Origin of the sequence: Aequorivita viscosa (assembly GCF_900106795.1) — a bacterium.
Taxonomy (GTDB): domain Bacteria; phylum Bacteroidota; class Bacteroidia; order Flavobacteriales; family Flavobacteriaceae; genus Aequorivita; species Aequorivita viscosa.
Window position 1 is genome coordinate 40,523 of sequence record NZ_FNNS01000013.1, and the last position, 18,028, is coordinate 58,550.

The window sequence follows — 18,028 nt, forward strand, 5'->3', positions numbered from 1 at the left end:
TTCTTATATTTATGAATAAGATATTTGTTTGTTTTCTACTTCTATGTGGTTTTATTCCTGGTTATGGGCAGGGAGGCTTCCAATTGAAGAAGAATAAAACGAAGAGTCGTATTCCGTTTGAATTGGTAAACAATTTGCCTGTTATTAAAGTTGAAATTAACGGCACCGATTTTTCCTTCATTCTGGATACAGGGGTTAAAACTAGTTTACTTTTTAGCTCCGAATCAGTAGATGATTTCTTTTTGAGTAATACTGTTCCTGTGCAAATACATGGATTGGGCTCCGATACGCCTATTAATGCTTTAAAGAGTCGCAATAACACTGTTGTTGTTGGCAAAGCGATAGATGTAAATCACGAATTATACTTGATTTTTGAAAACACTTTAAACTTCTCTCCACGAATGGGAGTTCCTATAAATGGTATTTTAGGTAGTAGTTTTTTTGAAAGTTTTGTGGTGGAGATAAACTACATTTCTAAAATGATTACACTTTATGATCCAGACAAATACACGTTCTCTAACTGTAAAAAGTGTAAAGATTTACCGTTAAATTTTGAAAAAGGAAAACCATATATTAACCTAACAGCTTCTTCTGGCAAATCGAATAAAGAAGTAACATTATTGATAGACTCTGGAAGTAGCGATGTGTTATGGCTTTTTGATGAAGATGATTTTATTAAGGAAAAGCCTAAAAATTATTTTCACGATTTCCTTGGGTTAGGCCTTAGCGGTAGTGTAAATGGTAAGCGGGCTCGTATTCCTGAATTACGGTTGGGAGAGTTTATTCTGAAAAATGTAAACACTTCTTTTCCAGAACAAGTAGCAATTACAAAAGCTCGATTATATGAGGAAAGAGATGGAAGCGTAGGCGGTGGGTTTTTAAGCCGCTTTAAAGTTATTTTTGATTATCGAAATAAGGTAGTTAGATTCAAAAAAAATCGTCGTTTTAAAAATCCATTTCATTATAATATGGCAGGAATTACAATAGAGCATTCCGGAATGGCTTGGCTTATAGACGAAAATCAATTCACGTTAGTCCCTCGCTTTATTGTTGTAGATGTTCGGGAGGGTTCTCCAGCTCATCACGCTGGATTACAAAAGGAAGATGAAGTTTTAACAATTAACGGAAAGCCAAATTATAATTACAAATTATACGAAATAATCAACCTTTTTTCAAGTGAGCGTGGTAAGAAAATAACAATGAAAATAAAAAGAGGAAACGTAAGTAAGAAAATTAAGTTTTATTTAAAGAATGTGTTTTAAACAAAAAAGCCGCAAAATAAATGCGGCTTTTACTAAAATTATAATGTAAGGTTTTTAGCTTTTTTCGAGTATGCTCGAATTTTCTTTAGCTACTTCCCCTTTTATTTTAAGTGCTACCATAGGTTCGGTAGCATTTGAAGATACTGTGATGCTTCTTCTAATTGGGCCAACACGATTTGTATCGTACTTTACTTCAATGGAGCTACTTTCACCTGGAGCTATTGGTCCATTTGGTTTTTTCGGAATAGTACAACCGCAACTAGATTTTACATCGGTTATAATTAGTGGTGCATCGCCCGTATTTGTAAATTCAAATACACGTACTCCGTCACTTCCTTTCAATACAGTACCGTAATCAATGGTATCTGTTTTAAACGTAATTTTCGCTTGTTGCGCTTGAGCGGTAAAACCAATCAAGGCAACGAGTGCAATAAGAGCTAATTTTTTCATGATTTTATGTTTTTAATCTTTGCTAAAGTATAGAACTTTAAAGAACCTGCAAAATATCCTATACACTTTTATTATCCTACAGATATATTTACTTTTGCAGCTTACTCTTCAAATATCAGACCAAAGTATGGCTTTAGATGCAAAATATAATATCAAACAGATTGAAAACAAGTGGTATAACTACTGGATGGAGAACCGCTATTTCCACTCTGAGGTGGATGAAAGAACGCCATACACAATCGTTATTCCTCCGCCAAATGTTACCGGAGTGCTACATATGGGCCATATGCTCAACAATACGCTTCAGGATGTATTGATTCGCCGAGCTAGACTTCAAGGTTTTAATGCCTGCTGGGTGCCCGGCACAGACCATGCTTCTATAGCTACCGAAGCTAAAGTTGTTGCAAAACTAAAAGCAGATGGAATTGATAAAACCACACTTTCCCGGGAAGAGTTTTTGGAACATGCATGGGATTGGACTCATAAACACGGAGGAATTATACTCGAACAATTAAAAAAGTTAGGAGCCTCTTGTGATTGGGACCGAACTAAGTTTACGATGGATGAAGATATGTCGGCCTCAGTTATTAAGGTTTTTGTCGATCTATACCGTAAAGGAAACATTTATCGCGGTTACCGCATGGTAAATTGGGATCCAGAAGCACAGACAACACTTTCGGATGAAGAAGTTATCTACGAAGAGAAACAAGGAAACCTCTATTATCTAAATTATAAAATTGAAGGTAGTGATGACACTTTAATTATCGCTACAACAAGACCTGAAACAATTTTAGGTGATACTGCGATCTGTATTAATCCGAATGATGAACGATTTGCACATCTTCGGGGTAAAAAGGCGATTGTCCCAATTTGTAATAGGGTTATTCCAATTATTGAAGATGAATATGTAGATGTTGAATTTGGTACAGGTTGTTTAAAAGTAACCCCTGCACACGATGAAAACGACAAGATGCTAGGTGATAAGCACAATCTTGAAATTGTTGATATTCTTAATGATGACGGAACTTTAAATAGCTACGGACTTCATTATGAAGGTAAAGATCGTTTTGTTGTTCGTAAGGAAATTGTAAAAGAACTGCAAGACACAGGAGTAATTTCAAAAATTGAAACTCACGTTCATAAAGTTGGAACAAGTGAACGTACGGGAGCGGTTATAGAGCCAAAACTAAGTGATCAGTGGTTTTTAAAAATGAAAGAACTTGCACAACCAGCTTTGGATGCGGTTCTAGAAAAGGATGTAAACCTAGTACCCGAAAAATTCGTCAATACCTATCGCCATTGGATGGAAAATGTTCGCGATTGGAACATTTCGCGTCAACTTTGGTGGGGCCATCAAATTCCCGCTTATTTCTATGGCGATGGAAAAGAAGATTTTGTAGTTGCCGAAACAATTGATGAGGCAGTAAAACTCGCTCAAGAAAAAACCAGAAATACAAATTTAAAAGCGACCGATTTAAAACAAGATCCAGATGCTTTAGATACTTGGTTTTCGTCTTGGCTTTGGCCGATTAGTGTTTTTAATGGGATTATGGAACCCGATAATAAGGAGATAAATTATTATTACCCTACAAACGATCTTGTTACGGCGCCTGAAATTCTTTTCTTTTGGGTGGCGCGAATGATTATTGCAGGCTACGAATACCGAAATGAAAAACCATTTACCAATGTTTATCTCACAGGAATTGTGCGCGATAAGCAACGTAGGAAAATGAGTAAATCACTCGGGAATTCTCCAGACCCTATTGGGTTAATGGATATTTACGGAGCTGATGGCGTTCGTGTGGGTATGTTGTTGAGTTCTCCTGCAGGAAACGACCTTATGTTTGAAGAAGACCTTTGTAAGCAGGGGAGTGGCTTTGTAAATAAAATCTGGAATGCATATCGTTTAATAGATGGTTGGGAAGTTTCTGCAACCAAAAAACAATCCCAAAGCGATGCAACGGCTATAAAATGGTATCGAAGCAAGTTCCAGAAAGCGCTTGCCGATTTGGAAGATCAATACAGCAAATACCGTATAAGCGATGCTTTAATGACAACTTATAAATTGGTTTGGGACGATTTTTGTTCGTGGTTTTTGGAAATGGTAAAACCGGTGTTCGGTGAGCCTATTTCCGAAAAGACGTACAAAGAAGTTATTTCTATTCTGGAAGACAACCTAGTAATACTGCACCCTTTTGTGCCTTTTATTTCTGAAGAAATTTGGCAGCATATTACACCGCGAAAATCATCAGAAGCGTTAATTATTGCGAAATGGCCAGAATTAGTTGCTAATGACGAAGCAATTATTAAGCATTTTGAATTCGCTTCGGAAGTAATTTCTGGAATACGAACAATTAGGAAAGAGAAGAATATCTCGTTTAAAGATTCAATCGAACTTTCTGTAATTAACCACGAAGGAAGTTCTGAAGAATTTGATGCGCTAATTTCAAAATTGGGGAATATTTCATCGCTAAATTATATCAATGAAAAGCTTGATGGCGCATTGACTTTTCGTGTAAAAAGTAATGAATACTTTATTCCTATTGCCGGAGCCATTAATATTGAAGAAGAAATTGAAACCTTAACTCAAGAGCTAAAATACACTGAAGGATTTCTTAAAAGTGTTCAAGGCAAACTAAAAAATGAACGTTTTGTAAATGGCGCACCAGAACAGGTAGTTGCATTAGAACGGCAAAAAGAAGCCGATGCTTTAGCTAAAATCGAAACAATAAAGGCAAGTCTTAAAAGTCTGAAATAACCATACAGACTATATTTTTACACCTGTTAGGTTTTCGGATATCTGTTGCTTTAGAACGACAAATAGAAAACCTAACAGGTGTACTCTTTTTAAGGAGGTATATAGCAAGAATATTTTAAAGGGTGTTCTTGGATTTTTCGCAAAATTGAAAATTACGAACTAGAATGAAGTAGGGGTAGCAGCAGGGAAAAGTAAATAGAGAAAGTAAAATTTCTATTCGCGAACTATAGTAAAAACTGCGGTTGCCTATTTTCTGTAAAGAAAGTAATGATTTACAGCATCTACATAAAGCTGTTTCGCCTCGTTTGGAGTTAGTCCACGTGTTTGGAAGAGTGCATTGGTCTTAAAGGCATTGATCAATGGCTTATTGCTTCCAGGTGAATCGTGATCTCCTGTGGCTCTTTTGTAATAAGCATAGAGCCGTAGTAAGAAATCAGCAGGAAAAGGTTCTTTGTGCTGATTAATGCTTTCAACTGCTTGTTTAAAAACTATATCCAATTCTTCTGGACTCATGACCTTGTAGCTAATATTGAAATTCCACCTTTAACTTTTTCATTCAGCGAAACATTTATTTTGGTATCTAAAGGAAGGTAAACATCTACACGAGAGCCAAATTTAATGAAACCACTGTCTGAAGTTTGCGTTACTTCATCGCCTACTTCGGCGTAATTTACAATTCGTTTTGCCAGCGCACCAGCAATTTGTCTATATAATACATCTCCGAAAACATCGTTCTTAACCACGACAGTTGTTCGTTCATTTTCTTCGGAAGATTTTGGGTGCCAAGCAACCAAGAACTTTCCTGGGTGGTATTTACTATAAACAACCTTTCCTCCCACTGGGTGTCGTGTTACGTGCACGTTTATAGGCGACATAAATACCGAAACCTGTAATCTTTTCTCGTTAAAATATTCTTTTTCGAATACTTCTTCAATAACAACAACTTTTCCATCTACCGGTGAAAGCACTTGTTCTGATTGGGGCGTAAAATTACGTTTCGGATTTCTAAAAAATTGCAATACAACAATTAGTAAAATAATAAGTGCAATTAAAACCCCGCCACGGATGGTTGGATTTTCCACAAACGCATTTGCTAATAGACTAAGTCCGACTACTATCATCAGCGCTATAGTTATTATCTTAAAACCTTCTTTATGAAACATAATCAACTATTAGTAAAAAAGCATAAATAAAAGGACTGGCATATAGAATACTATCAAGCCTGTCATACATTCCGCCGTGTCCAGGCATTATAATTCCGCTGTCTTTAACGCCAGCTTGTCTTTTAAATTTAGATTGTATAAGATCGCCGACAGTTCCAAAAAATGAAACGATAATTGCCATACAAATCCATACCCAAAGTTCATATTTCTCAGTATCTATAAGATTATAACTTTTAGTGATATTAAAAATAATAAATCCCGCTAAAAGAGCGCCTAGCATTCCGCCAAGAAAACCTTCGATGGTCTTTTTTGGGGAAACGCGTTCTAAAAGTTTATGTTTTCCGAAATTTTTTCCTATTAAGTATGCAAAGGTATCATTTGACCACATTAATATAAAAACTGAAACAATAAGATACGGAACAAATTTACCATCAACATCCATTACTGGGATAAGGGTTAGAAATACAAACCCACTGATGATATAGAAAACCACGGTAATGTACTTCTTTTTTTCAAACATAGGGATTTTACTGGTCCATAGTACATCCTTTAAAAGAAATAAATTTACAAATCCGCTTAAAATTAGAAACAAATAAACCGCATTTATGTCAATAACGCGATAACTTAAAAAATAGAATGCAGCTGCAAGAAGGAAGTAGGCAAAATAGCTAGTAAGGTGTACTAGTTTTAAAAATTCACTCATTGTAATAAGAGCCAGAACAAAGAATAAACCCATAAACCATTCACGTGAAGTGAACATCGCAATAGTGATAATTGAAATATATAACGCGCCCGAAATCGTTCGCACGATAGTTTCCTTCATATTATAAGTCTTCCAGTAGCAACAAATATAGGTTTTTTGTGCTACTTCCATAACTCATAAAATCCTTTTCTTTATCTTCTTTATCGGTTTCGAAATCTTGAATTGTAGTAATATTGCTTGGTATATAGCCCGAACTTTGGTTTTTAATAATCCGTAAGCCTTCGCTAATATTTTCTACAATTTGGCTCGTTTTAGCCAAAATAATCATGCTGTCAGGAAGCTCATTTAGTTTCTTTTCTTTTACCTGATTAGATGATAATAGAATTGCACCAGTCTTAGCCACCAATGATTCACAGGTGGAAAGAAAGAATTTTGAATCAGATTTATTAACGAATTTTAAGTTGAAACCATCAAATCGTTGACGGAGCTGTTCTTCTAAACAAAAAACGTCTTGTTCGTACCAGTCATTCTCAACCATAATATTATCAAAAGCTTCCAGTGCTTCTTCCCAATCCTCACAATAGATAAATTTTCCTCCATTGTTTCGGAAGTGGTACGTAAATTTTTCGTCGACTGGAAGTTTCTGTTCTGGATAATAACTGCTACGGTCAGAGGGTTGCCCCGTTTGGGGCTTTTTATCTGACTTATAGCTGGGGAATAAAAGCCTTTTTATTAGACTCATTAATAATTCATTGAGGAGTTGATAAACGAGTTAATGACCAAAGATATAAAATATCAGTAGAAGTAGTATGCTTAAAATATAAAGATTACTTCCAACAGTGAATAAGCAAACTTAAGCGTTTGCTACACGTTCCACTTTTTCTGGCTCTATAAATGGTCTTTCTCCAAATATTTTCTCAAGATTATCCTTGAAGATAACTTCTTTTTCGAGAAGTACTTCTGCAAGTTCGGTCAATTTATCTTTGTTTTCTTCTAATATTCTTACCGCTCTTTGGTATTGCTCCTCGATAAGCTTAGAAATTTCAGAATCTATTAGTTCTGCAGTCTTTTCACTATAGGGTTTAGTAAAGTTGTACTCCGACTGTCCGCTACTATCGTAATAGGTAATATTTCCAACTTTATCATTCAGTCCGTATATGGTAACCATAGCGCGAGCTTGCTTTGTAACCTTTTCGAGATCACTAAGAGCACCAGTAGAAATACGGTCGAAGATAACTTTTTCTGCAGCACGTCCTCCTAAGGCAGCACACATTTCATCTAGCATTTGTTCTGGGTGGATAATTAATCTTTCTTCGGGTAAATACCAAGCAGCGCCTAATGATTGCCCTCTGGGTACAATAGTAACTTTTACAAGGGGAGCAGCGTGTTCAAGCATCCAACTAACTGTTGCATGTCCTGCTTCGTGAAAGGCAATAGCGCGTTTTTCATCAATCGTCATTATTTTATTCTTCTTCTCTAAACCGCCTACAATCCTGTCGACAGCATCTAAGAAATCTTGCTTGCCAACCGATTTTTTACCACCTCTAGCTGCAATTAGGGCAGCCTCGTTACATACGTTGGCTATATCGGCGCCTGAGAAGCCAGGAGTTTGTTTTGCAAGGAAATCTGTATCTAAACCTTCGTCTTTTTTGATAGGGCGTAGATGTACTTCAAAAATTTCTTCACGTTCACGAACGTCTGGAAGGTCTACATAAATCTGTCTATCAAATCGACCTGCACGCATTAATGCTTTATCTAAAACATCTGCACGGTTGGTAGCAGCTAGAACGATTACGTTCGTATTAGTACCAAAACCGTCCATTTCGGTAAGTAGTTGGTTCAGCGTATTTTCTCTTTCGTCATTACTTCCGGAGAAATTATTCTTGCCACGCGCGCGACCAATAGCGTCTATTTCATCAATAAAAATAATTGCTGGTGATTTTTCTTTTGCTTGTTTAAAAAGATCGCGAACTCTTGAAGCTCCAACTCCTACGAACATTTCGACGAAATCTGAACCAGACAGCGAGAAGAAGGGAACTTGTGCCTCTCCTGCAACAGCTCTTGCCAAGAGTGTTTTACCAGTTCCTGGAGGGCCGACCAATAAAGCTCCTTTTGGAATTTTTCCGCCTAGAGAGGTGTATTTATCAGGGTTTTTTAAGAAATCAACAATTTCTTGCACTTCTTCTTTAGCACCTTCTAATCCTGCAACATCTTTAAACGAAGTTTTAATGTCCGTTTTTTCGTCAAACAACTTGGCCTTCGATTTTCCTATATTGAATAACTGTCCGCCAGCACCACCTCCAGCACCAGACGACATACGGCGCATGATGAATATCCAAATTGCAATAATAATTACAAAAGGTAGAATTCCCATTAAAATATCACCCCATACGTTCGACTCGGTATGCCATTCCATTTTAGTGGAAAGATTGTTTTCCTGCTTAATTTGTTGAAATGAGTTTTCGAAATTCTGAAGATCTCCAAATTCAAACTGATAATCAGGGTCGTTTGGACCTGGAGTCATAAAAGCCGGTGCATCACTTTTTTTGGAGTGTTCCGCTTGGGTTTTGGCTTCATCTGTAAGATAGACCTTAGCAATTTTTTTGTTTATGATGTCTACTCGTTCAACATCACCTTGCTTTAAGTATTCTTCAAATTGTGCTTGCGATGTTTTTGCTGGTTGTGCCCAATTGCCACCTCCAAATATTTGAATACCGAAAAACAACAGAATCACTGCTGCATAAATCCAATAGTAATTTGGTCTCGGTTTTTTTGAGTCGTTCTTTTTGTTTTTATTTTCTGTGGCCATAGGGCTAACTTTCTTTTAGTGTGTGTTTTCTATTTTAACTGATTTTGCATCGCCCCAAAGTCCTTCAATATCGTAAAATTCACGAATATGTTTTTGAAAAACGTGAACAACAACGTGAACATAATCCATAAGAATCCATTCGGCGTTCTCGCTGCCTTCAATATGCCATGGCTTTTCCTTTAGTGATTTACTCACAGATTTTTGAATAGAGCCTACAATAGCATTTACTTGGGTGTTGGAAGTTCCGTTGCAGATGATAAAATAGTCGCATACGGTGTTTTCTATATCGCGGAGGTCAAGAATCTCGATGTCTTGTCCTTTTATGTCTTCAATCCCTTTTATTATTTCAGTGATAAGTTGATCTGTTTCAGCTTGTTTTTTTTGCATCAATTACTTTCTTTTCTATTTCGCAAAGTTATTACTTTTTTGTTTCTTGTGGACACCATAAAAAGCCTAAAACCAAACATAGTTGTCGTTTTGAATATAATCAAACTTAATGCCACCGATTCTACCAATACTTACCTTAAATTATTGGTTAATAAAACCAATGTTGTAGACCAAACTGTGGTACTTGCAGAAGACCAACAAAGGGGTAGGGGCCAAATGGGAAATGGATGGCTATCTAGAAAAGGTCAAAGCCTTACATTCAGTGTTTTCAAGAGTTTTAAAGGTGTAATGGCCGAGGATCAGTTTATGATTTCAATGGCCGTTTCTTTGGCAATTATCAATGCGTTTAAAACCTTCGGATTGCCAAAAGTGTCAATTAAATGGCCTAACGACATATTGTCAGGAAATAAAAAAGTTGCCGGAATATTAATCGAAAATGTTTTGGAAGGCGCTACGGTTAAATATTCTGTAATTGGTATTGGTATTAATGTAAACGAAATGGAATTTCCAAGTTTACCTCAAGCCAGCTCATTAAAATTGGAAATTGGCAAGTCACTTGAGTTAGAGGAAGTGCTGCATGCAGTTTTAAAGAATATGTTCGATAAATTTGAACTAATGACAACTCAAAATTTTTCAGACTTACGAAATGTTTACGAGCAGAATTTATTTCGAAAAGACATTGTTTCGGTATTTGAAAACAAGGAAGGACAGCACTTTAATGCTATTATTAAAGGAATTTCGGGAATTGGCGAATTATTGATAGAAACTGAAAACAAAGCTATCGAGCCGTTTCAAATAAAAGAATTGAAGCTGATTTATTAAGCGAAGTTGACGTTGAAGATGAAGTTGAATGTGAATAATACTTAATGACCTCCGCGATTTTACAAGAAGAACTATACGTTTAAAAAGCTTTTAACCTCTGCGAATCACTAGGATAGTAGGGTAGGGAGTGTAAAGAAGGTTGTTGGTGAAAAGACGGGTGAAAGTGTTTTTTTTTTCGTTTGCAATTCAGAGGGATCGGCCTTTGAAGGTGACGGAAAAAGTGGTTATAACTTTTCTAAATTTGTAGCAAGCGTTTCGATAAACTTTGTAATTGGGCTTTTAATCATCATTGCCATCATTGCATTAAATTCACCATCAAAAATTAATTCTACACTCGAGGTGTTTTCAGATTCTTCTCGAATATCTCCTGTTAAGGTAAAAGGCAGTTTATCGCTAATAGCGCCTAAAACTACTTTGTTAGGTTTTACCACTTCTTTTAGTTCTAATGCTATTTCGGGCATTCCTTTCAATCCAAATACGAACGCGTTATCTCTTATTACTTCAAATTTACTGGTGTTTTCGGGCATTAGGCCTTCAAAATTTTTAACATCAGTCAAAAATTCGCAAAGTTGATCGGCAGATTTTTGTACGGTTACTCTTTTGCTATTTAGTTTCATTTGTAAATTTTAAAAGTTTAAGGTTTGTGAATTAATGGGGTTTAGGTGTTTATGAGTTTAGTAGTTTAAAAGCGTAGATCCTTATAGTAATCCTGAAAACTAATTACTGAACTACTGAACACGGCGTACTGAATCACTGAGCACTACATTCCCCAAGTATCTGGTGCATTTCTCCATTCAGAAAGAAGCATTGCTTCCGACTCATTAATATATCTAGATTTTTCAGCTTCTTTTAGTAACATTTCGTAATTACTAAGCGTGTTTAAGGTAATATTTGCTTTTTTAAAATTGTCTTCAGCAACTTGAAAGCCATAACTAAATACGGCTACCATTCCTTTTACGTTTGCGTTAGCTTCTTTTAGGGCTTCTACGGCAAGTAAACTGCTTTTTCCGGTGCTAATTAAATCTTCAACAACTACTACGTTTGTGTTTTTTTCAAGGTGGCCTTCAATTTTATTTTGTCTGCCATGGCCTTTTGCTTCCGGTCGAACATAACAAAAAGGAACGTTTAAATACTCAGCGACTAAAGCTCCAATTCCGATAGCACCAGTGGCTACACCAGCAATCATTTCGGGCTTTCCGTAAAGTTCTTCAATTTGTCTTGCAAGGTTTTCGCGTATGTAATTTCGAATAGTAGGATACGAAAGTATAACGCGATTATCGCAATAAATAGGAGATTTCCAACCAGAAGCCCACGTAAATGGTTTTTGTGGTTGTAATTTAATTGCATTAATTTGCAATAATAATGCAGCAGTTTTTTGAGCCGTTTCGTTATTTAATATCATTGTACAAATGTATAAAGTTTTTGTAAAAGAAATCCCTATTATTCTCTCCACAGAAAAAAATATAGGGGAACACTACACCACCATCCCGTTAAAGGAAGCCAATTTTAAGAAATTGGTAAAAAAAATATACAATGGCGAGCTCCTTTACGTTAATCTATACCACAAAAATGCTGAAAAATTAGAACAATATCTACGAAAGAAAATAAAAGTAGTAGAAGCTGGTGGCGGCTTAGTGTATAATAGTAACAAAGAAATTCTTTTTATAAGACGAAATAAAAAATGGGATCTTCCTAAAGGCAAAATTGAAAAAGGGGAGACCTATCAACAAGCGGCAATTCGCGAGGTAATGGAGGAAACAGGAATTAAGGATTTGGAAATTCGGGATTTCTTAAAAACCACTTATCACGTTTTTACCCGAAACGGTAAATTTAAATTAAAGATTACGTATTGGTACGAAATGTTTAGTGATTATAACGGGCCGCTTACTCCTGAGTCTAGTGAAGGTATTAAAAAAGTACGATGGAAGAATTTTGAAAAATCTCAAAAGGCGTTACAAGATTCGTATGAGAACATAAAGCTACTTTTTCCTAAGGAATACCTAACTACACATCCAAACGACCGTAATTTGAAATCGAAGTTGCACAACGGGGTTAAGTAATTTGTACTTTTTAATTTAACTTTTTTTTTGATTAAATAAGATAAGAGTGTAATTTATGCGAGATTCTTCTTTTTTGAAGCTTTTGTTTAAACACTTCTTAGTTTTTTTTCTTATGAATTTGAGAAACACGCGCCAGTGTTAACGTTAAGGAGAAATCAACAATAGAAAAGCATTAGGTTTTTTTAATATTGTTGTTTATGTTTGTAGTTCATTAATAACTTAAAACTTTATATTATGAAAAAAATTACTTCATTATTGTCCTTAGCATTGGTTTGCTCGGTAGGTTTTGCTCAAAGCAATGTTTCTACTGCAAAGGAAATGGGAGACCCTAATGCACAAACTGTAAATTACGGTAACCAAACTAACAATTTAGCTCCTTGTGATTTTGATATCCCAAGTAACGACTTTGAAAATGGATGGGGACCTGCAAATGATCCAGCATCTATTTGGGCAGATGATTTCGTTGTAAACATGGGCGAATCATTTACAGTTACTCAAGTTGGTTTCAACGTTCTTACAGAGCCAGGTGTTGAAGTTGATGAAGCTGATGTATTCTTTTACTCTGACTCAGGTATGGGACCAGGTGACGAGGTAGCTTCTTTTACTCAACAAGAAATCACTTCACAAGAAGTAATTGGTGAAAACTTTGGTTTCGACGTAAGAAGAGTTGTAATCGATATTACTCCAACTGAGTTTGTTGGTTCTGCTGGTGCTGAAACTGTATACTGGATGGGAGCTGTACTTGCTTACAGTGGTGCTTCTGTTTACTGGGAGGTAACTTCAATCATTACTACTCCTAACGAAGGTTATTTATACGATGCTGATACAGCTGCTTGGTACCCAGGAAGCACAGTATTCACTGACCCTATGGACCCAGCTGATTACGTAAGAACTATCTCTGGTGAGTGTAACGCATTGAGCGTAAACTCTAATGCATTGTCTCAAGTTGCAGTTTATCCAAACCCAACTTCTGATGTATTAAACATTCAAACTCCAGCTAACGTAGATGTAACATCTGTTGTTCTTTTTGACGTATTAGGTAAAAAAGTAAACGCAGACTACAACAACAGCGCTATCAACATGACTTCTCTTTCTCAAGGTGTTTACATCTTGAAAGTAGAAACTTCTGCTGGTACGCTTACCCAAAAAGTTGTTAAGCAATAATTATTGCTTAATCTAAATACTTAAAAAGCCTCAATCGAAAGATTGGGGCTTTTTCTTTTTTATAGCTCAAAAGAAAACTTGTCAGCGATGTTGTTAATTTGGTGCAATTGCTTGTTTAGGAAGTCTTGTGAAGGGATGGAACAACTGGTTTTCTCAGGGTTTAAGATGTAATTTAATAGTTATCAAAAGCCTTAAACAACAATTTCTTTCTTAGTGTCACTTTCTATTATTCCATCCCTTAGTCGGATAATACGATGTGCGTTTTCGGCTATGTCTTCTTCGTGGGTAACTAATATCACTGTATTTCCAGCAGCGTGAATTTTATTAAAAAGACTCATAATTTCAACTGATGTTTTTGAATCGAGATTTCCTGTGGGCTCATCGGCTAAAATTATAGAGGGGCTGTTAACCAACGCTCTTCCTACAGCGACCCGCTGTCGTTGACCTCCTGAAAGTTGGTTTGGTTTATGATCCATTCTATCTGCCAAACCTACTTGAGTTAAAACCTCTTTAGCGCGCTCTGTACGCTCTTTCTTTGAAGCTCCGGCATATATCATCGGGAGTGCAACATTCTCCAAGGCAGTAGTCCGAGGAAGCAGATTGAACGTTTGGAATACAAAACCTATTTCTTTATTACGTATTTCCGCCAAATCATCGTCGGTCATGTTGCTCACGTCCTTTCCGTTAAGCTCATAACTACCCGATGTAGGTGTATCTAAACACCCTAAAAGATTCATTAGCGTAGATTTCCCAGATCCAGAAGGTCCCATTAACGCAACATATTCTCCTCGTTCAATCTCTAGGTCAATTCCCTTTAAAACCTTAACAACTTCATTTCCCATAGGAAAATTACGAGTAATATTTTTGATGTTTATTATTAAGCTCATGACTTTTTTTTATTTCTTAGCTGTTAAGGATGTATGTTTTATATTATCTGTAAGACGCAAATATACTGCTACTGTTACAGTCTTCTGCGAATTTAGAAAGCTTTCAGGTTTTGTAAACCACATACGCTTAAAAACCAAACAGGGTTGTCTTGAATAAGCATTGGATTTAGTTTAATGAAAATTAAAATTATTGGCTCATAAAATTGTACAAAAGCTATACGCGAATTATAAAATGTTCTTTTGCTTGCTCTTTTCTAAAGAAAACAATTCCCCATTGGAAGGTATCTATACTCACAGTTACTTTTTCATTAGCGATTATGTTTTCCCAGGCTTCGGTCATATCCTTGCTCCAATAAATATCGTCAAAAATGATAACCGAACCATTGTGAACGTTGTTGAGCAATGAATTAAAATAGTTTAAAGTCCGTTCGCCATTGTGATCGCCATCAATAAAAATGAGATCGAAGGTTTCAGAAGAATTTTTTAAGATGAAATCATTAAAAGTCTCGTTGTGAAGCGTAATATTTTTTAAGCCGAACTTTTTGAAATACTCTTGTGCCACCTTAGCAGTATTGGAACACGCTTCGACGGTATGAACGTAGGCAAATTGATTTGAAAGGGATAGGGCTGTGGTTCCCAGTCCGAGTGAAGTGCCCAATTCTAACATATTTTCACATTTTAGATAAGCAGCAATTCTAAACAAGAGTTTTTGACGATCTTTTTTCATTCCTGCATTTTTTAAAACCGCAGAAACTTTTCTAACAGGCTTTTTGAAAATTCGTGATCCTTGACCAAAATCTTTCATTTCGATTACGGAATTGTCTTTTTTTAAGGCTTTTCTGTGAGTTTTTAAAACTTGGTAATTGGCATACTTCGTTTTATCGTTAAAACACTTCGTCACTAAGCCATATACAAAAGGCGAATGTACCCCGTGTTTGTTTTTCGATAGCCTAAGAAATTTAATAAGACTTTTTGCCTGATGAATCATTAGCTGAAAAATAATTATTAATGATGGTTCGTATTGCTTTCAATATGTGTTACTCTTTTTCCTGATTACCTAGCGGAAACATTTTATACGTTTGGCGCACTTTTTTAATTACTTCTTCTGTGCGTTCGGCGTGGGTGTCACTAATAAAAATTTGCCCAAAATTTTCGTCATCAACTAACGAAATTAAATGTGCAACGCGTGTTTCGTCCAGTTTATCAAAAATATCGTCTAATAGCAAAATCGGATTCGTTTTTGAATGCGTTTTTATAAAGTCAAATTGAGCGAGTTTTAAAGCAATCAAATATGATTTTTGTTGCCCTTGAGAGCCAAACTTCTTGATAGGGTGTCCGTCAATTTCCAAAATTAAATCGTCTTTATGTATACCAAAGTTGGTGTATTGTGCCATTCTATCTTTGGCAACATTATTTTGTAGCAATGTCAACAAATCGTTTTCTTGAAGTTGACTTTCGTATATTAAGTTTATTTGTTCGTTGCCACTGCTAATTGATTTATAACGATTTAAAAAAATAGGTAAAAATTCTTCCAAAAAAGCTGTCCGCTTTCCAAAAATTGAAGTGCCAAAAACGTGAAGCTGTTCGTTATAAATATCTAAAGTATCTTGATTAAATGTGTTGTTCGCAACAAAATATTTTAAAAGTGAATTCCGTTGCGCTAAAACTTTGTTGTATTTTATTAAGTTGTGAAGATATTCTGAATCGCGTTGCGAGATTACGCCGTCTATAAATTTTCTTCGGGTGTCGCTACCTTCAATTATTAAGTCGCGATCTGCTGGTGAAATGATTACGAGTGGCAAAAAACCAATGTGATCGCTAAATCGTTCATAGGCTTTACCATTTCGTTTGATAACTTTTTTTTGACCCTTTTTTGCGCTTACAACAATTTTTTCGGCAGTGTTTTTCTTTGCATACATTCCTTCCACCACAAAAAAGTCTGTTCCGTGTTTAATGTTCTGGGTGGTGATTGGGTTAAAATAGCTTTTTCCGAACGAAAGATGGTAGATTGCATCGAGTACATTTGTCTTGCCTACGCCATTATTTCCAACAAAACAGTTAATTTTCGGATCAAAGTCAAATGTTTCGGATTCTAAATTTTTATAATTGAGTAACGATAATTTCTGTAGTACCATAATTATGAGGGGGTTGTGAATTTTAAATCTTTTTGAAAAAAAAGTAAATTCAACTTTGCAAATTATCAAAAAATAAGAAATATTTATCCTTTCAAATTCCATTAATAATTTTAATTTTGCGCCACATTAACCAAGAACTATGGCAACGTACAAAAAACGCGCGGGCAAACCGAGAACCAAGGCTGAAAAAGAAGTCGAAATAGAAGACAACAGCACAACGGCAGAAGTATTTAATAGCCTTGATGAAGGAGCTTCAAGAACTGAGGCTTGGGTAGAAAAGAATCAAAAAGCTATCATTGGCGTAATTGCATTGGTGGCAGTTTGTGTTTTAGGCTATTTTGCGTATCACCAATACGTTCAGAAACCAAGAGAAGCTGAAGCAACAAACGAAATGTTTCAAGCACAGCATTATTGGGAACAAGCTTTAACAGCACCAGCAAAAGATTCGTTATACAATCTTTCACTTCAAGGAGGCGAAGGTAAATACGGTTTCTTAGATATAATCGAAAACTACAGTGGTACAGATGCTGCCAATTTATCGCACTACTACGCGGGTATGGCATATTTAAGCCTTAATAAATATCAAGAAGCGATAGCGCATTTAGATAAATTCACTAGTAAAGATGAAGTTTTAGCTCCATTGGCAAAAGGCGCTATTGGCGATGCTTTTGTACAATTGAACCAAAATGAAGAGGCTTTAAAGTATTATGAAGAAGCTGCAAAAATGCGGGATAATGACTTTACTACTCCACGTTTTCTTTTGAAAGCAGGAATTGCAGCAATGGCTTTAAACCAAAGCGATAAAGCGTTGAATCATTTTAGGAAAATTACAGAAGATTATCCAAAATCTACTGAAGTTAGTAAAGCTGAAATCTACACCGGCCGTGCCGAAGCAATGAAGAACTAAATGGCTACCGAAAATAAAAATTTATCGACCTACGATAAAACAACTATCCCAAATGCGAAAGATTTTCGGTTTGGGATTGTTGTTTCAGAATGGAATCACGACATAACCGAAGGAATGTTCCAAGGTGCTTTTGATGCACTTAAAGATTGTGGTGCATTAAACGAGAATATTGTTCGTTGGAATGTGCCAGGAAGTTTTGAGCTGATCTACGGTTGTAAGCGTATGGCCGAAAGCTATGACATGCTCGATGCTATCATCTCTATTGGAAGTGTAATTCAAGGAGAAACCAAGCATTTTGATTATGTGTGTGAAGCGGTAGCACAAGGCATTAAAGACCTAAACGTACAAGGAAATATACCTGTTATTTTTTGCGTACTTACCGACAACAACCTTCAACAAGCCATAGACAGAAGCGGTGGAAAGCACGGGAATAAAGGCACAGAAGCTGCAATTGCGGCCATAAAAATGGCACAGCTTAAGAGAGAATCTAAGTTCTAAGGTTTTTATTTTGTGGTTTTGGG

At 36.1% G+C, this 18,028-nt stretch carries 19 protein-coding genes; 7 read left to right on the forward strand and 12 right to left on the reverse strand.

Going from position 1 to position 18,028, the window contains the following annotated elements; genetic code table 11:
- Positions 1-11: 11 nt before the first annotated feature.
- On the forward strand, positions 12-1,262 hold the full coding sequence (locus tag BLW28_RS09015; RefSeq protein ID WP_073218147.1) for an aspartyl protease family protein: 1,251 nt from the start codon (positions 12-14) through the stop codon (positions 1,260-1,262).
- 54 nt (positions 1,263-1,316) lie between these two features.
- On the opposite strand, the gene BLW28_RS09020 is transcribed toward BLW28_RS09015, so the two are convergent.
- The gene (locus tag BLW28_RS09020; protein WP_073218144.1) at positions 1,317-1,712 is read right to left on the reverse strand and encodes a DUF1573 domain-containing protein; all 396 of its coding nucleotides are present in this window, start codon (positions 1,710-1,712) and stop codon (positions 1,317-1,319) included.
- A 127-nt stretch (positions 1,713-1,839) separates the two neighbouring features.
- Between BLW28_RS09020 and BLW28_RS09025 the strand changes: the two genes are divergently transcribed.
- Positions 1,840-4,470, forward strand: a complete 2,631-nt coding sequence (locus tag BLW28_RS09025) for a valine--tRNA ligase (protein WP_073218140.1) — start codon at positions 1,840-1,842, stop codon at positions 4,468-4,470.
- Between the two features lie 246 nt (positions 4,471-4,716).
- Here the strand turns inward: BLW28_RS09025 and BLW28_RS09030 are convergent, their stop codons facing one another.
- The 6 genes from BLW28_RS09030 to rsfS all read right to left on the reverse strand — a co-directional run bounded on the left by BLW28_RS09030 (position 4,717) and on the right by rsfS (position 9,532).
- Positions 4,717-4,983 (reverse strand): acyl-CoA-binding protein, encoded by a 267-nt coding sequence (locus BLW28_RS09030; protein ID WP_073218137.1) that lies wholly within the window; start codon positions 4,981-4,983, stop codon positions 4,717-4,719.
- A complete protein-coding gene (locus BLW28_RS09035) occupies positions 4,980-5,633 on the reverse strand; it encodes a phosphatidylserine decarboxylase family protein (protein WP_073218134.1) in 654 nt (217 codons plus the stop codon). The genes BLW28_RS09030 and BLW28_RS09035 overlap by 4 nt, the downstream gene beginning before the upstream one ends.
- Entirely contained in the window at positions 5,623-6,456 is an 834-nt protein-coding gene (locus BLW28_RS09040) for a phosphatidate cytidylyltransferase (protein ID WP_073218131.1), read from the reverse strand. Before BLW28_RS09040 ends, BLW28_RS09035 begins: the two co-directional genes overlap by 11 nt.
- A gap of 1 nt (position 6,457) precedes the next feature.
- Positions 6,458-7,078, reverse strand: coding sequence for an LUD domain-containing protein (locus tag BLW28_RS09045; RefSeq protein WP_073218128.1), 621 nt, complete (start codon positions 7,076-7,078; stop codon positions 6,458-6,460).
- Between the two features lie 111 nt (positions 7,079-7,189).
- Positions 7,190-9,145, reverse strand: a complete 1,956-nt coding sequence (gene ftsH / locus BLW28_RS09050) for an ATP-dependent zinc metalloprotease FtsH (protein ID WP_073218125.1) — start codon at positions 9,143-9,145, stop codon at positions 7,190-7,192.
- Positions 9,146-9,160: 15 nt separating this feature from the next.
- Positions 9,161-9,532 carry a ribosome silencing factor gene (gene rsfS, locus BLW28_RS09055; protein ID WP_073218122.1) on the reverse strand — a complete coding sequence of 124 codons (372 nt, stop codon included), beginning with the start codon at positions 9,530-9,532 and terminating at the stop codon, positions 9,161-9,163.
- A gap of 90 nt (positions 9,533-9,622) precedes the next feature.
- Between rsfS and BLW28_RS09060 the strand changes: the two genes are divergently transcribed.
- Positions 9,623-10,354: a biotin--[acetyl-CoA-carboxylase] ligase gene (locus BLW28_RS09060; RefSeq protein ID WP_073218256.1), complete on the forward strand. Its 732-nt coding sequence runs from the start codon at positions 9,623-9,625 to the stop codon at positions 10,352-10,354.
- 224 nt (positions 10,355-10,578) lie between these two features.
- Here BLW28_RS09060 and BLW28_RS09065 read toward each other — a convergent pair whose 3' ends face one another.
- Both BLW28_RS09065 and pyrE read right to left on the reverse strand, forming a co-directional pair.
- Positions 10,579-10,971 carry an orotate phosphoribosyltransferase gene (locus BLW28_RS09065; RefSeq protein WP_073218119.1) on the reverse strand — a complete coding sequence of 131 codons (393 nt, stop codon included), beginning with the start codon at positions 10,969-10,971 and terminating at the stop codon, positions 10,579-10,581.
- Between the two features lie 143 nt (positions 10,972-11,114).
- Positions 11,115-11,756: an orotate phosphoribosyltransferase gene (gene pyrE, locus BLW28_RS09070; RefSeq protein WP_073218116.1), complete on the reverse strand. Its 642-nt coding sequence runs from the start codon at positions 11,754-11,756 to the stop codon at positions 11,115-11,117.
- A gap of 7 nt (positions 11,757-11,763) precedes the next feature.
- Between pyrE and BLW28_RS09075 the strand changes: the two genes are divergently transcribed.
- Both BLW28_RS09075 and BLW28_RS09080 read left to right on the forward strand, forming a co-directional pair.
- Positions 11,764-12,414, forward strand: coding sequence for an NUDIX domain-containing protein (locus BLW28_RS09075; RefSeq protein WP_073218114.1), 651 nt, complete (start codon positions 11,764-11,766; stop codon positions 12,412-12,414).
- A gap of 234 nt (positions 12,415-12,648) precedes the next feature.
- Complete coding sequence (locus BLW28_RS09080; protein ID WP_073218111.1) at positions 12,649-13,578, forward strand: T9SS type A sorting domain-containing protein; 930 nt, start codon at positions 12,649-12,651, stop codon at positions 13,576-13,578.
- Positions 13,579-13,769: 191 nt separating this feature from the next.
- Here the strand turns inward: BLW28_RS09080 and BLW28_RS09085 are convergent, their stop codons facing one another.
- From BLW28_RS09085 to recF, 3 genes are all read right to left on the reverse strand, one after another.
- Positions 13,770-14,465 carry an ABC transporter ATP-binding protein gene (locus tag BLW28_RS09085; protein ID WP_073218108.1) on the reverse strand — a complete coding sequence of 232 codons (696 nt, stop codon included), beginning with the start codon at positions 14,463-14,465 and terminating at the stop codon, positions 13,770-13,772.
- A gap of 214 nt (positions 14,466-14,679) precedes the next feature.
- Positions 14,680-15,453: an O-methyltransferase gene (locus BLW28_RS09090; protein ID WP_073218105.1), complete on the reverse strand. Its 774-nt coding sequence runs from the start codon at positions 15,451-15,453 to the stop codon at positions 14,680-14,682.
- A 49-nt stretch (positions 15,454-15,502) separates the two neighbouring features.
- Positions 15,503-16,600 (reverse strand): DNA replication/repair protein RecF, encoded by a 1,098-nt coding sequence (recF, locus tag BLW28_RS09095; RefSeq protein WP_073218253.1) that lies wholly within the window; start codon positions 16,598-16,600, stop codon positions 15,503-15,505.
- Positions 16,601-16,739: 139 nt separating this feature from the next.
- Here recF and BLW28_RS09100 point away from each other — a divergent pair, with 139 nt between their 5' ends.
- Entirely contained in the window at positions 16,740-17,507 is a 768-nt protein-coding gene (locus BLW28_RS09100) for a tetratricopeptide repeat protein (protein WP_073218102.1), read from the forward strand.
- Entirely contained in the window at positions 17,508-18,005 is a 498-nt protein-coding gene (gene ribH / locus BLW28_RS09105) for a 6,7-dimethyl-8-ribityllumazine synthase (protein ID WP_073218099.1), read from the forward strand.
- Positions 18,006-18,028 lie beyond the last annotated feature (23 nt).